This window comes from Streptococcus sp. HSISS2 (assembly GCF_000448665.1).
Lineage (GTDB): Bacteria > Bacillota > Bacilli > Lactobacillales > Streptococcaceae > Streptococcus > Streptococcus raffinosi.
Map to the genome: position 1 here is coordinate 1,441,277 of NZ_CM002133.1, position 15,176 is coordinate 1,456,452.

The following is a 15,176-nucleotide window of genomic DNA, read 5'->3' on the forward strand; positions in this document are numbered from 1 at the left end:
AGGCACGCGCAATAGCCAAACGTTGTTTTTGTCCACCTGAGAAATTAGACCCAGCTTGAGCCACTTCTGCCCTAAGTTGACCTTCTTTATTTTCAACAAAGTCTTTTCCTTGAGCCAATTCGAGAGCATCCCAAATCTTAGCATCATCAAGGGGACTATTATTGCTGGTTCCCATTGTCATATTTGACGTGATATTTCCTGAGAAAAGCACAGCCTTTTGCGGAATATAACCGATAATATTGTGCAAGGTGTCATGGTCATACTGACGTACATCTACACCATCAACCTTGATAGTCCCTTGCGTGGCGTCGTAAAAACGTGGGATAAGGTTGACAAGCGTTGATTTACCAGAACCAGTCGAACCAATGAAGGCAACCGTATCCCCCTTCTTAGCTTTGAAGCTAACATGCTCCAAAACAGGCTCTGACGTTTTAGAATAACGGAAGGAAACATCATCGAATGCGACAGTACCGACTTCTTTAGGCTTTTCAGAGTTATTTTCCGGGTAAGAAACTGAAGATTGGGTATCTAAAACTTCATTGATACGTCCAGCTGCTACAAGAGCACGTGGAAGAAGGAAGAAGACAACAATCATCATCATGAATCCCATAACAACCTGCATGGCATAAGAGGAGTAAACCACCATATCTGAGAAGAGATGGATTTTATCTTCCATGGCACCAGCAATCTTAGTTGGATCTGTTGGAATCTTAACATCTTCAATCAAATGCGCACCAATCCAATAAATAGCTAAGGTTAAACCACTGGATACAGCTGTCATAACTGGTGTTAGTAAGGCAAAAGAGCGTCCGATAAAAAGATTATTTCGAGTCAAGGCTATATTGGCATCTTCAAATTTATCCTCTTGATAACTTTCGGCGTTATAGGCACGCACCACACGAAGCCCAGTAAGAGATTCACGTGTCACGCTATTGAGTTTATCTGTCAGAGTTTGAATCAAGCGTTGTTTAGGCATAACCATGATTAAAAGAAAAAGCAAGAGAATGGCAATCACCGCCACAGCAACGAGCAAGGCTAGGAGCCAATTTCCATTTTTATCTGCAATCTTAGTAATCGCCCAGATTGCCATGATTGGTCCTTGTGTAACAACCTGTAACCCCATGGTAAGGATCATCTGCAACTGGGTAATATCATTTGTCGTACGGGTCAAAAGACTAGGTATGGAGAATTTCTTAATCTCAGCATCCGAAAAATCAAGAACCTGATGGAAAATATCATCTCGAAGACGAGTAGTGAAACTTGCCGCTGTTCTGGCAGCTAGAAATCCAACTGCTACAGAGGCCATAAAGCCCGCAAAGGACATCAAAAGCATTCGCATCCCTGGGACATCCGTATTCCAGGCGAAAATATCTGATGCTTTAGTCCCCTTGGTTGATAAGAGGGTTGTGATGTCAGACATATAGTCTGGAATTTTCAAGTTTAGATAGACGTTCAAGCAAACAAAAACCACAGCTAAGACAATCATACTTAACTCTTTGGCCGTCAAACGTTTAAATATTTTAAACATAAGTTACTCCTTATTTTTCTCTAAATTCTTGCGAATTTGATGAAAGACTCGAAAAGCCGTCTCGGCATCTTCTTTTGATATACCTTCTAACAACTGCTCATGAATGGCCTCTCGGAAATGTTCGACATCTTGGGCCTTCTTTTTGCCCAAGTCTGTCAGATGTACATACTTGTAGCGTTTGTCCTTATCTGATGTCACCAATTCAACGAAACCATTTTTCTCCATCCGTTTGACCAGATTACTAGCCACCTATTTAGAGATACATAGTCTTTTCTCAATGTCTTTAATAAAAATTTCCTTATCTTGGTTGTCAGACAAATACTTGACAGCAAAACCTTGAGGACCAGCTAGATGCTCAACACCATGCGCTTTACCTAGCTCTTGCACGCGAGATTCCATGGTATTGATGAACTCTCTAAATTCGCTAAAGGGATCTTTTCCATGCATTGCATCTTCCTCCTTAAATAATTCTCATGGAAACTATTTTAGTTCTCATGAGAATTATTGCCAAGAATAACGTTCCTATGAGAACTAAAAAAGAGTGAGGTAGGAATTTTTAGTGTCTACTCTCACTCTGCAACTGTAATTTGTCTCTCTTAGAATCTATTTCAAGTATCTTTTAGATAATAATACCCTCTAAATGATCCAATTCATGTTGAATAATTTGGGCTGGCATACCAGAAAAACTTAACTGTTTAGGCATCCATTGTTCATCTAAATAGGCCACCTCAACTGATTCATAACGTCTAGTTGGACGACTTCCCTCTAAAGATAAACAAGACTCCTCGGTTTGAAATGGCGAAGACTTGCTTACCAAAACAGGATTAAACATAACCAGATTGACAAAACCAATATTGACGATGATAACACGCTTTTTAACCCCAATCATATTGGCTGCCATACCCACACAAGCATCTTTATGAAATTCCAGTGTATCACGCAAATCCTTAGCCAAATAGAGGTCTTCTTTAGTCGCTTCTGTCGATTTTTGTCCTAGAAAAAAGACATCCTTTACGATAGGTTTTATCATCTCTTTACTCCCTTATCATTTCTTTCTTAAGCTATGACATCATATGTCCTTCTTTTATCTGAGCCAACGGTTTTTATTTTCAGACATAATAACCTCAACCTATTATATCAAAAATGGCGGACCCCTAGGAAAGCAGACGAAAAAAGAAACCCAAAGGCTTCTTTTCATCGTTCTTTCTTCACTCTATACAAATAGCCAATAAAAGCTAAAAAACTAATCGCTGAAACACTCATTGCCATTTTAGCAACCGGGGTATAACTATAGGTCACTACAACTCGATGCTTGCCTGGTGGCAAGACTAAATTAGTTGGATTCTTTTCATTGGATAAGTAAGTTGTTGCTGGCTTCCCAGCAATCGTCACTTCCTGCCCCTTGTAGTAGAAAACAGGCAGTGACAAAACTTTCTCAGCTTGAGAATTATTAGTCACCTTAAATGACAACTCATGAGGAGATTGCTTGATAGCTGACTTAATTTCCTGAGTATCTAGAAAAAGGTGTTTATCAAAGACAAACTTAAAGGGAACTTCTTTATTGGTATAGTCGCCGTTGATATTTTTGTAAGTTCCCTTAGCCAGCATGCCTTTCGTAACTTTTGTATTACTCGGCAATATGTTCTTGACTTTAGTCATCTTATCTTGAACAGTAACAATCTGAAACATATTTAGGCAAATACCAATCAGGACAAGTACCGTCGTAGCTTTTAGAGAAATAGTCTTTAAGATATTAGCCAGGGCTAAGCTGAAAAATAGCAAAGCAAAACTCCATAATCTCCAAGGAAATTGAAGATTGGACACCGGGCTTTCCTGCAATAACTGCCAAGGAAAACTCTTCAAGGTTAAAAAGGCTAAAACAAGAGATATAAAAAGGTAAATTCTAGCTTCCCTATCCTTCACAAAACGCTTAGCAAAGGCTAGACTTAACACTAAACCAATAAGATAAAGCAGATTAACTGATGGGGTCCTTAAATCACTACTTACAATAAGCCCCCAGGTATCTGACAAACTCAAAGCCATTTTGGCTAGAAAAGGCTTAAATGTCATCCGCAAAGTCACATACCTAAATTGCTCTATCATGGGTACAAAATAGGCCAGAGACATTCCCAAAGTTACTAGAGTAGCCTTAAGAAAGCCCAGTAACCGCTCTTTCTTAGAGTCCCAAATGCAAAAACTGGTTACCACTGCTAAGAAAATCAAAACAGAGGCTAAGACGACCGATAAAACATGGGAATAGACAAGGCCAAGCATCCCAAGGGTCAAGACCCACCATTTTTTGTAATCTCCAAAAGTTAGCAAACGCACGCCTACAAAAACTAGGGGCAGAAAAATCATCGCCAGCGTTTCGCCAACCGCTGCCCTATAGTAGGAATTATGCAAGAAATAACCTGAAAAGAGATAGAAGGTAGAAAATATCAGCACCTGCTTATCAGAATACCTCAATAAACGTAAGCCATAAAAACTAAGCAAACAGGTTGCAAAGCGAACAAGAAACTGAAAACTCATCCAAGCTACAAAAATAGATTGCGTCAGCTTATATACTAAGAAGATTGGATAGTAGGTCAACCAAGGATAAAAGGTATTGATTAACTGGCCAGTGCCTCCATTGGTCGTAAAATTGATAGGACTCTTCCAAATGGTGTCTAGAGACAAAAGACGGTTAATATGAAAAACCACATCATCGCCATAAAGCTTATCTCTAAAAAGAACATTGGCAAGATTGACACGAAACTTATCAAAAAACTCAGTACAAGGACTCCCCAATTACTAGAGTTCTTCTCTCTTTCCCCAAAGGGACTTTGTTCAATAATCACAATTCTTCCTCTCGTATTAAATCATAAAATTAGCTATAAAAAGAGATTCTTTGCTCCCTCATTATACCAAAAATCCAGCAGGAAACTTTTTACCTCTTTAAAAGATTACGTTCCTGACAACCAGACAGACTATCCACTACAGCTTGATCCACCTGCCATAGCCTTTCAAGCAAAAAAGAAACCCGCAGGCTTCTTTTCTTATTTTATCGAGAGGCTTATTAATCAGGTCAGGTCTGCTAATTAAACAATACCTTGAGCTGACATTGCATCTGCAACTTTAAGGAATCCAGCGATGTTGGCACCAACAACAAGGTTACCTTCATGACCAAATTCTTTAGCAGCTTCTGCAGCATTTTCGTAGATACCTTTCATGATATCGTAGAGTTTAGCATCAACTTCTTCGAATGTCCATTGTGTACGTTGGCTATCTTGTGCCATTTCAAGAGCTGATACAGCAACACCACCAGCGTTAGCAGCTTTGGCAGGACCAAATGATACACCAGCTTTAAGGAAGACATCAATAGCTCCCAAAGTTGAAGGCATGTTAGCACCTTCTGAAACAGCAAGAACGCCATTTGCTACAAGTGTTTCTGCATCTGTTTCATCCAATTCGTTTTGAGTTGCACATGGGAAAGCCAAGTCAGCTTTGATAGACCAAACTGTCTTTTCACCACCAGCAGGTGTGTAAGTTGCATTTGGACGAGCTTCTGCATATTTCACGATACGTTCACGTTTAACTTCTTTGATTTCTTTCAACAAGTCAACGTCGATTCCGTCTGGATCATAAACAAAACCAGATGAATCAGAACATGTCACAGCTTTAGCACCTAGGCTTTGCAATTTTTCAATAGCGTAGATGGCAACGTTACCAGCACCTGAAACAACTGCTGTCTTACCGTTAAAGTTTTCACCACGTGCATTAAGCATTTGTTCTGCAAAGTAAACAGCACCGTAACCAGTTGCTTCTGTACGAGCAAGTGAACCACCCCAGTTCAAACCTTTACCAGTAAGAACACCTGTGTATTCGTTACGAAGACGTTTGTATTGGCCATAGAGGTAACCAATTTCACGTCCACCAACACCGATATCACCTGCAGGTACGTCTGTATCTGCACCGATGTGTTTGCTCAATTCAGTCATGAAGCTTTGGCAGAAACGCATGATTTCGTTATCTGATTTACCTTTAGGATCAAAGTTTGATCCACCTTTACCACCACCGATTGGTTGACCAGTCAATGAGTTTTTAAAGATTTGTTCGAAACCAAGGAATTTAATGATTGATTGGTTTACTGATGGGTGGAAACGAAGACCACCTTTGTAAGGACCAATAGCTGATGAGAATTGTACACGGAAACCACGGTTTACTTGTACTTGACCTTTATCATCAACCCATGGTACACGGAATGAAACGATACGTTCTGGTTCAACCAAACGTTCCAAAAGGTTTTCTTCAATATACTTAGGATATTTATCGAAGACAGGGACAAGTGAATCGAAAACTTCTTCAACTGCTTGAAGGAACTCAGCCTCGTGTCTGTTTTGAGCTTTCACTTTTTCAAAAACGCTAGCAACGTATTCTTTACCTGTTGTCATATCAATGTTTCCTTTCAAATAATTACCTTAGTAATTTAATTACATGAATAGTATAAATTTTCAGAATCTTCTTGTCAAGTATTTTTTTTATTTTTTGATTTGTATGTTAGATTTTATGACATCAATTCAATTTTATCTATTTTAAGTCTTTTCTAAAACCTTATCAATTCAGCAATGTAAGCGCATTAGCTTTTTTCAGCTTTTTCTTGGAAAAATTTTGCCTTTTTTGAAATTTTCATGCCATATTGGACGTGAAAAGCAATTTAGTAATTTTACTATTTTCTATTTACAAAGACTTTGAGCTATGCTACTATTAATTTAGTAATTTTACTATATTTCAAATAAAGGATTATTCTTATGAAAAGAAAACAGCTATCAGGAAAGCGTATTGGGATTGTGTTTGGAACTTTCGCTCCAATGCACATTGGGCATGTTGACCTCATCACCAAAGCCAAACGCTATAACGACAACGTTCTAGTAATCGTTAGTGGCAGTAATGGTCAGGAAGATCGTGGAACACGCGCAGGCCTATCACTCAATCGACGCTTTCGTTACGTTCGTGAAGTATTTTATAATGACGAACTTGTTGTCGTAGATAAATTAGATGAAGAAGGGATGCCTGCCTACCCTGAGGGCTGGATTCCATGGGTTAAGCATGTTAAGGAGCTTATCGCGAAAAATACCGACACCCCTGAAAAAATCACCTTTTATGTTGGTGAGCCCGAGTATGTGGCTGAACTCAATGAACACTATCCCCAAGCTCAGGTAGAGCTCATCGAACGTTCCATTATAGACATCTCTGCTACCGAGATTCGTGATAACCCTATGGAAAATTGGCGATTTATCACTAAGCCTTTCCGTCGCCATTTTACACGAAAAGTCCTGGTTGTCGGATCTGCTAGCGGTGGAAAAACTACCCTCGTGAAAGATTTGGCTCGTACATACAATGCTCCCTGTTCTCTGGAATATGCCCGTGAGTATCAAGAAAAGTATAATGTTCGTGATGATGAATTGGATACCAATGACTATATTCACCTCTTGACCGACCAATATGCACAGACCGCTGACATCATTGATAAGGGACAACACTCAGGTCTTATCTTTGCAGATACCAATTCAACGGTGACAAAGGTTTATATTGACTACTATTTGAAGGAGAGTATTTCTCAGGAAGAATTTGACACCTTGGACCGCCTCTATCAAGTCACTCAAGCTCGTGAAAAATGGGATTTGATTTTTGTCATTCTACCAAAGTCAAACTATGTTGATGATGGTTTTCGCGATATGACCATGGCTGACCATCATACACGTGACTGGTTTACCAAACATCTTTTAGACCTACTGTCACCATTTAAAGACAAAATCGTTATTTTAGGGGATAATAGTGACAGTGATAGTTTTTTTGCAGACAACTACCATTTTGCCAAAAAGGCAATCAATGAACGGTTGCATATTGAGGTTTAGATGACCTCTTCAAGCGTTCATCTCTCAACTTAGCATCAAAGACAAGGAGGAAAAACATGTCGAAAACCTTTGAAAATTCTGGTAGTGAAAAGGACTTCTTGAAAATCTACCAACAAGAAGAAATGGATAAGTATGTCAGACCCTCAGTAACTGTAGACTCAGTCATCTTCCGCTATTATGAGGGAAGCGTTCAAACCTTACTTATCAAGCGAAAAACCATCCCTTCTTGGGAAAATATGCGCTTAGTGGGGGCTTCGTCCAAGAACAAGAAGATCTCAATATAGCTGTTTGTCGCGAAGTTCTTGAAGAAACATCGGTTCAACTCAATCCAGAACATATTGAACAACTCATCACCGTTGGGACACCTTATCGTGACCCCCGAATGTGGACAATTTCAGTAGCCTACCTCTGTTTTATGTCTTATGATGACTACCAAGTAGAAAAGGCTGCAGATGATGCCGCATCTACCCATTGGCTAGACATTGCGATGATAAATGGCCAGTTACAACTGATTGACGGTGACAAGCAACTGACTCAAGATGACCTTGCTTTCGACCATTGGGATATTCTGTTGACTGCCATGAAACGCATTAAGGGACGATTAGAATATCATCCAACCATACTCAGCATCATGCCTGATGAAAACACCTTAACCACCTACCGTCAGCTTTTTGGGACTTTTAACGAGGATTATCTCAAAATGGATTCCACAAATTTCTTGCGTCGCTTTAAACATATTTTTCAAAAAACAGGCCGCCAGATGGCAACGAGAACCAAAAAAGCTGCCACTTATTCCTATAAAATCTAGACTCCTTAAAGAAGGTCTTTGTTTGACAATTCGACTCTCACATAGTAGTATTAAGAAAAATTAAAAAGAGGTATCGTATGAAAAGTTTTACATTGATTAGCGGAATCCTCATAACCCTCTTGGGTGTCTTTTTCTTCGCTAATCCTACTAATCTTCTGGCCATCGTCGGTTGGCTTTTTGCTCTAGTGATGTTAGTATCAGGTGTATCAAGCCTCATGGTCTATTTCAAACGAGATAATGAGAAGCGTTCCTTTATTCAACTTCTTCAAAGTATTATTTCAATCATTTTTGGTATTATTTTACTTTCAACATCAGCATGGGTACTCTCAGGTGTTGCCGTAACTATCATCGCTTGGTGGTTGCTGGTCTCAGCCTTTACTCAGGGTTTTCACGCCTATCGCCAACGTCAGTTTGGCTTTTCAGGTCAACCTACCCTGTCAATTGCCTTGATTTGCCTCGTCTTTGGACTACTGCTCTTTAGCGCACCATTTTTCTCAGCCTTTCTGATTGGGCGCTTGGTAGCTTCATTGATTATTTTTGCAGGTGTCTCTGTTCTCTCCTTTTCATTCCGCTTGTGGTAGGATAGAACCATTCACTAGATAAACATAAAAAAGCCTTGCATCTGCAGGGCTTTTGTCATACTTTGATTACTAAAGAACTTAGCCTTCTAGCTCACTCAAATACTCATAGCGTTCATATTTTTCAAGCAAGCTTTCATTAGTGGCATCCAAGTCACGTTGAAGGCTGGCTAGCTGTCCATAATCGCTTGCATTTTCGAGCATGGCTGCTTCAATCTCTTCGATTTTAGCTTCAAGCTCGGCAATTTCATCTTCAATAGTCGCCCACTCTTGTTTTTCAAAGTAACTCATGCGTTTTTTGTCTTCTTTGACTTTTTCAACCTTAACGCTAGCTTGTGCTTTTTCCTTTTCAAGAAGGGCCGATTGCTCTTGTAAGAAGGCTTTTTCATCAAGGTAGTCCGTATAATTGCCAAAGAACTCACGCACGCCGCCATCTTCAAAGGCTAGAATCTTGTTTGCTACCTTGTCCAAGAAATAGCGGTCGTGACTTACGGTAACGACAGGGCCACCAAAACCATTAAGGAAGTTTTCCAAAACCGTCAAAGTTGCAATGTCCAGGTCGTTTGTCGGCTCATCCAAGAGCAGAACATTGGGCTTTTCAATCAAAATCTTAAGTAGATAAAGACGTTTCTTTTCCCCACCAGAGAGCTTAGCAATCTGTGTTCCATGGGTAGAACGAGGAAAAAGGAATTGCTCCAAGAGCTCGGTGATACTGGTTGTTCCAACTGTTGTCTTGACTTCATCCGCCACTTCTTGCAAGTAGTTAATGACACGCTTGCTCTCATCCATGTCCTTAATTTGCTGTGAGAAATAACCAATACGTACCGTCTCACCAATATCTAGGACACCAGCTGTAGGCACAAGATCACCATTAATGAGATTGAGCAAGGTCGATTTCCCGACACCGTTATCACCAACAATACCGATACGATCACGATTTTGCATGATAAGGTTGAAATCACTGAGAATTTGCTTGCCAGCTTCATAAGCAAAATCGACATGCTCGAAGTTAACCACCTTCTTACCAATACGGCTAGTCTCAAAGTTAATTTCAAGATCGTCATTATTGACCGTTTGGTGAACCTCACCCTTTAGATCCTTAAAACGATTGATACGAGCTTGTTGTTTGGTCGCACGAGCTTGTGGTTGCGTTCGCATCCAGGCCAACTCCTGCTTATAGAGTTGCTTTTTCTTGTGTAGAGCTGCAGCATCACGCTCATCTTGTTCAGCCTTGAGTCGCACGTAATCTTGATAATTTCCTTGGTACTCAATCAGATTAGCCTGGTCTAGCTCAAAGATGCGTGTTGCCACATTATCTAAGAAATAACGGTCGTGGGTAATGAAAAGCACGGTTTTTTTAGACGACTTGAGAAAATTTGTCAACCAGGCAATGGTATCAATATCCAAATGGTTGGTTGGCTCGTCCAAAAGCAAAAGATCAGCATCATTCAAGAGAACCTGAGCCAACTGAACACGACGTCGAAGACCCCCTGAGAGGTCACCAACCTTTTGCGAGAGGTCTGAAAGACCCAGCTTAGACAAGACTGTCTTAACCTCACTTTCAATAGACCAAGCATCCAGACTATCCATCTCAGCCATAACCTTCTCCAATCGAGCCTGATTATCCTCAGAATAATCCGCCATAAGCGTTTCATACTCACGAATCAAGGCCATCTCACGAAGGTTCGATGACAAGACCGTATCAAGAACTGTCTTGCTATCATCAAATTCTGGCTCCTGAGTCAAATAAGCTATCTTGTAGCCATTGGCCTTGGTGAAAGGTGACACATCACCATCAAAGCCAATACGCTCAGACACAACATCTAACAAGGTTGTCTTACCTGTCCCATTGACACCAATAATCCCAATACGATCCAAATCATGGATAATGAATGAAATCTCTTTAAAAACCGTCTTATCTCCAACGGACTTGGTTAATTTTTCAACAATAAAATCTGACATCTTACCTCCTTTTTACAAATAACACCGCTACGGATCTTACGCATGCTCTGTAGCGGTGTGTCATTTTTATAACGTCTAAAGGCTCATTTCATAGCTTGAACAAAGGCTATAATGGCTTCCTTGTCATTAGCTAGATTTCCATCAACAATAGTATTTTCAATAGCTTTGAGTGCACGACCAAGGTCCGGTCCAGGTTTGAAACCCAGCTCTTTCATCAGCATACCGCCATTTACAACAATTTCGTGCTTATCATGGATGAGCAACTGACCATCCAACTCAGCAATACGCTCATAATCGACTGTCAAGCCCTGAGCTTGTCTCAAACCTTCAGCTTCCTCTAGGAGCTCCTTACCATACTTATAAACATCTTGCTTGGTCACATCTCTCTCCATACGGAATTTGAAAATCTCAACCAGAGATTGTACTGTCTTCTGGAAATTCACAGAGGTCTTCCATTTTTTAAGGAAAGAGCGTGGATTGTCATGCTTGAGAGCCAAAAGCGTTGCTGCCCAGGCCTGCTCAGAACTTGTAAATCTAAATCCCTCAGCATAATCTGCCACAAAAGACTGCCATTTCTCAGCTGTCTCTTGAAAATCTGGAAGGTACTGATAGGCCTTGGTCGCTAGAAGAGCCTTGATTCCTTTCTTCCAATGTGGGGCCAAAAGTAGCTTATCAAACTCGATGAAACTTCGCTCAATCGAAATCTTTTCCAAAAGCGGAGCATGGCTGGTCATCGCCTCAAAAGTCTTTACTTCGATATCAAAGTCTAAACTTGCTGCAAAACGTAACCCACGCATGATGCGAAGGGCATCCTCGTTAAAGCGTTCCTCAGCCTTACCAACAGCCCTCAAAACACGGTTGTCCAAGTCAGCAAGACCATTGAACTTGTCGATAACCTCAGCATTTTCATTAAGAGCAAAAGCATTGACTGTAAAATCACGACGCTTAAGATCCTCTTCCAACGAACGCACAAAGGACACACTGGACGGACGACGGTAATCTACATAGACATCCTCTGTGCGGAAGGTCGTCACCTCATATTCACCGCCATTTTCCAAAACCAAGACCGTCCCATGCTCTATGCCGATATCTACCGTACGCTCGAAAATCTGTTTGGTTTCCTCAGGGTAAGAAGACGATGCAATGTCCACGTCATGGATGGGACGATTGAGAAGAGCATCACGAACAGATCCTCCAACAAAGTAAGCCTCAAATCCAGCCGCCTTAATTTTCTCTAATATTGGTAAAGCCTCCTGAAACTCAGAAGGCAAATAACTTAATCTCATAGTAAATGTTCCAAACCATAAACAAGCTGGTCACGTTTAACCACTTCTTTAATCCCAAGATTAACACCACCCATAAAGGAAATACGGTCGTAAGAGTCGTGACGCAAGGTCAAGCCTTCTCCTTGGGCACCAAAGATGACCTCTTGGTGAGCCACTAGACCTGGCAAACGCACACTGTGAATACGGAAGCCATCAAACTCCGCACCACGTGCCCCGGCAAGTGTTTCCACCTCATCTTCAGCTCCTTGACGTTTAGGTTCACGAACTTCACGAATAAGTTCAGCCGTTTTCACTGCTGTACCTGAAGGGGCATCCTTCTTCTTATCGTGGTGAAGCTCAATGATTTCAAGGTCTGGGAAGTATTTGCTGGCTTCTGCCGCAAACTTCATCAGAAGGATGGCACCAATAGCAAAGTTTGGAGCAATCAAGCCACCAATTGACTTGTCTTTAGAAAGGGCTGTCAAGTCCTGAATCTGTGCTTCTGTAAATCCTGTCGTACCCACAACTGGTGCAAAACCATTTTCCAAAGCAAAATGGGTATTTTCATAGGCAACAGCTGGCATGGTGAAATCCACCCAGACATCTGCGTCAAAGCCAACCAAATCCGCCTTATCTGTGAAGACAGGAACACCGTCCACTTCTTTTTCTGTCGCAAATGGGTCAAGCAAGGCAGCCAAGGTCAATTCATCATCTCCCTTGACCATATCAACCGCAGTTGAACCCATTCTTCCTTTAAATCCAGCAACAATAACTTTAATAGACATATCATTTTTCCTCTCTATTGATCATAGTCGTAGACAATCCCCATTCAAAATGGATTGTTCTTTATTTGGTGAACTTAGGTGTCAAGCCTAGAACCAACGCTCCCTCTCCCAAGTGGGTAGCAATCACGGCACAGAGAGACACCACTGTTGAAACCTCAACACCTTGGGCTTCAAGCTGTTCTTTAAAATCCTCTGCCTTTTCAGGAACATTGGTATGCAAAATGCTGAGCTCCATGTTTTGATTGTCCTCAGCTAGGGCAACCAAACGCTTCACAGCTTTCTTCTCTGTACGCACCTTTTCAAAAACAACGATTTTTCCTTCATCATTAAAATTCAAAATAGGTTTGATAGACAAAAGATTTCCTAAAATCGCCGAACCATTCGACAAACGTCCTCCCTTAACCAAATGGTGAAGGTCATCCACGAGAATATAAGCTGTTGTTTTTGCAATTTGCTCATCTAGTTTCTTCAAGATATTGTCAAAAGACATCTCTTGAGCTGACCAATGCAAAACGTTTCTCACCATGGCACCCATAGGAGTTGCCGTTATTTTAGTATCAGGAAAAGCAATTTTCAACTTGGCATGATCTTCAATCAAAAATTGACTGTTAGCCCAAAAACCAGAAATGCCTGAAGAAAGGAAAAGCCCAATGACATGGGTGTAACCTTTATCCTCTAACTCCATCAGTAGGTTATCCAAATCAGCCAGATTAGGTTGCGATGTCTTGAGTAGTTCTTCTGAGTTCGCCATTTGCGCATAAAACTGTTTCAAGTCCAAGTTTTTTCCTTCAACAAAGGGCTGCCCCTCAATGATGACCGGAATATCTAAAATATATACATCAGCATGTCCCTGAATATCAGTAGGGAGATTAACCGACGAATCCGTAATAACTGCAAGAGACATCTTAGAACTCCAAGTTGATACCTGGGCGATCCAAGGCAATCTCAGTGACTTCATAAGTCAAACGTTGAAGCGTATCCAACAAAGGTGCCGCCAAAGTCTCTGCTTCTTCTTGTGAGAAGTCTTTAGGTTCATTGACGATACGGTTTTGAATATGATCCATTTGAGAGACAATCCCTGAGATAACAAACTCATCACGGACAATCATAAATTGCAAAACAGCAACAACCGATGTGTTGTTAGCTTCTTCATCTTTATTGTGTAGTTGGAAAGTTACCTCAACATTTGTTTTAGGAACACCATTTTCTTTTTCCCACTCATGGTTACGAACATCATAGTGGTAACGGTTAACGAATACTTTTTCGCGAATTAAATCCATTAGTCATTATTCTCCTTGATACAATTACTCTTTATTATAGCATAAATATGGTTTTTGATGGAAATATTATTGACAGAAAAATGAGTATTTTAATGAGTTTTTAACACTATAATTCGGGAGTGACTGACAAATGAAAATAAAGACGAGAGTAGGGCAAAACTTGAATGAACGAGTAAAAAACTAAAAGAGGGCCCTCTCAACAATAAGAGAACCCTTTAAACAAGCACTAACATTCCTTTAATGAACGTTTCTGTTGTCCATTTTCGTCAAAATTATCAGGAGCTAACCAGTTCTCAAAGCGCTCTTTTAGTTCAGGCCACTCACTGTCAATAATAGAGAACCAGTCCGTATCACGGCTACGTCCCTTATAGATAGCATGGTTACGGAAACGCCCTTCGAAGGTGAAACCTAGTCGCTGTGCTGCATTGGCGGAAGGACGGTTGAGACTGTCACATTTCCATTCATAGCGACGGTAGTTTAGCACGTCAAAAACATAGGTCATCACTAAATATTGGGCTTCGGTAGCTGCTCGCGTTTTTTGTAAGGCTGGAGCCAAAATGACCCGTCCCATCTCTACACTCCGATTTTTAGGCGTAATAGCCATGAGTGAGAAAGTGCCCAGAACCTTTCCTGAGGCCTTATCCCTAATGGCAAAGAAATAAGGATTAGAAGACTGCTCATAGTCTTCCAAACACTGACGTACTGCTTCTTCAGATTCAAAAGGATCCGCATACATATAGGTCCAGTCAGAAAGAATCCGATTGGTAAAGTAAAAGTCAAGAATATCCTCGTAGTGTTCTGCTACTGTCAAATGTTCAACGCTACAATAGCGACCGTCCAAGAGAGTGATGTCCGGCATCTTCCCAGGGCTGGCATCCGCTAAGCTTGGTCCGACTTCTTGTTGGTACTGATTCAAAGGCATAGTCATCTTCCTTTCATAAATAAGAAAAGCCTACACAAAAGTGCAGACTTTAGCTGAATTATTTAGCAACTGGGTATACAGATACTTGTTTTAGTCGCGACCTTTACGTTCGAAACGTACAACACCTTCAACTTTAGCGAAGAGTGTATCGTCA

The 15,176-nt window shown here is 40.8% G+C and carries 12 protein-coding genes and 3 pseudogenes; 3 read left to right on the top strand and 12 right to left on the bottom strand.

The annotated features are described in order from the left end of the window. The 5 genes and pseudogenes from HSISS2_RS06385 to gdhA form a co-directional block, all read right to left on the bottom strand. Nucleotides 1-1,528: ABC transporter ATP-binding protein (locus HSISS2_RS06385; RefSeq protein ID WP_042767047.1), on the bottom strand; the 1,528-nt coding region annotated here is incomplete at its 3' end. A gap of 3 nt (nt 1,529-1,531) precedes the next feature. Beyond that, a pseudogene (locus tag HSISS2_RS06390) lies at nt 1,532-1,975 on the bottom strand (MarR family transcriptional regulator). Between the two features lie 172 nt (nt 1,976-2,147). Beyond that, the gene (locus HSISS2_RS06395; protein ID WP_021145959.1) at nt 2,148-2,558 is read right to left on the bottom strand and encodes a peptide deformylase; all 411 of its coding nucleotides are present in this window, start codon (nt 2,556-2,558) and stop codon (nt 2,148-2,150) included. A 164-nt stretch (nt 2,559-2,722) separates the two neighbouring features. Next, nucleotides 2,723-4,315, bottom strand: a complete 1,593-nt coding sequence (locus tag HSISS2_RS06400; protein ID WP_021145960.1) for a hypothetical protein — start codon at nt 4,313-4,315, stop codon at nt 2,723-2,725. A gap of 290 nt (nt 4,316-4,605) precedes the next feature. Then, nucleotides 4,606-5,958, bottom strand: a complete 1,353-nt coding sequence (gene gdhA / locus HSISS2_RS06405) for an NADP-specific glutamate dehydrogenase (RefSeq protein ID WP_021145961.1) — start codon at nt 5,956-5,958, stop codon at nt 4,606-4,608. A 357-nt stretch (nt 5,959-6,315) separates the two neighbouring features. Between gdhA and HSISS2_RS06410 the strand changes: the two genes are divergently transcribed. The 3 genes and pseudogenes from HSISS2_RS06410 to HSISS2_RS06420 all read left to right on the top strand — a co-directional run bounded on the left by HSISS2_RS06410 (nt 6,316) and on the right by HSISS2_RS06420 (nt 8,811). Further along, nucleotides 6,316-7,422: an AAA family ATPase gene (locus tag HSISS2_RS06410; protein WP_021145962.1), complete on the top strand. Its 1,107-nt coding sequence runs from the start codon at nt 6,316-6,318 to the stop codon at nt 7,420-7,422. Nucleotides 7,423-7,478: 56 nt separating this feature from the next. After that, nucleotides 7,479-8,230, top strand: a pseudogene (locus tag HSISS2_RS06415) (NUDIX domain-containing protein). A gap of 77 nt (nt 8,231-8,307) precedes the next feature. Next, complete coding sequence (locus HSISS2_RS06420; protein WP_021145965.1) at nt 8,308-8,811, top strand: HdeD family acid-resistance protein; 504 nt, start codon at nt 8,308-8,310, stop codon at nt 8,809-8,811. A 78-nt stretch (nt 8,812-8,889) separates the two neighbouring features. Here the strand turns inward: HSISS2_RS06420 and HSISS2_RS06425 are convergent, their stop codons facing one another. The 7 genes and pseudogenes from HSISS2_RS06425 to HSISS2_RS10965 all read right to left on the bottom strand — a co-directional run. After that, on the bottom strand, nt 8,890-10,770 hold the full coding sequence (locus tag HSISS2_RS06425; RefSeq protein WP_021145966.1) for an ABC-F family ATP-binding cassette domain-containing protein: 1,881 nt from the start codon (nt 10,768-10,770) through the stop codon (nt 8,890-8,892). Nucleotides 10,771-10,853: 83 nt separating this feature from the next. Next, nucleotides 10,854-12,056, bottom strand: coding sequence for a CCA tRNA nucleotidyltransferase (locus HSISS2_RS06430; RefSeq protein WP_021145967.1), 1,203 nt, complete (start codon nt 12,054-12,056; stop codon nt 10,854-10,856). Continuing rightward, nucleotides 12,053-12,820, bottom strand: coding sequence for a 4-hydroxy-tetrahydrodipicolinate reductase (gene dapB / locus HSISS2_RS06435; RefSeq protein ID WP_004183981.1), 768 nt, complete (start codon nt 12,818-12,820; stop codon nt 12,053-12,055). Before dapB ends, HSISS2_RS06430 begins: the two co-directional genes overlap by 4 nt. A gap of 61 nt (nt 12,821-12,881) precedes the next feature. Then, a complete protein-coding gene (locus tag HSISS2_RS06440; protein WP_021145968.1) occupies nt 12,882-13,724 on the bottom strand; it encodes a DegV family protein in 843 nt (280 codons plus the stop codon). A 1-nt stretch (nt 13,725) separates the two neighbouring features. Continuing rightward, nucleotides 13,726-14,100 (bottom strand): DUF1149 family protein, encoded by a 375-nt coding sequence (locus tag HSISS2_RS06445; protein ID WP_004183985.1) that lies wholly within the window; start codon nt 14,098-14,100, stop codon nt 13,726-13,728. 226 nt (nt 14,101-14,326) lie between these two features. After that, complete coding sequence (locus HSISS2_RS06450) at nt 14,327-15,022, bottom strand: GNAT family N-acetyltransferase (protein ID WP_021145969.1); 696 nt, start codon at nt 15,020-15,022, stop codon at nt 14,327-14,329. A gap of 58 nt (nt 15,023-15,080) precedes the next feature. Continuing rightward, nucleotides 15,081-15,176: pseudogene (locus tag HSISS2_RS10965) on the bottom strand (50S ribosomal protein L27); the annotation flags it as partial.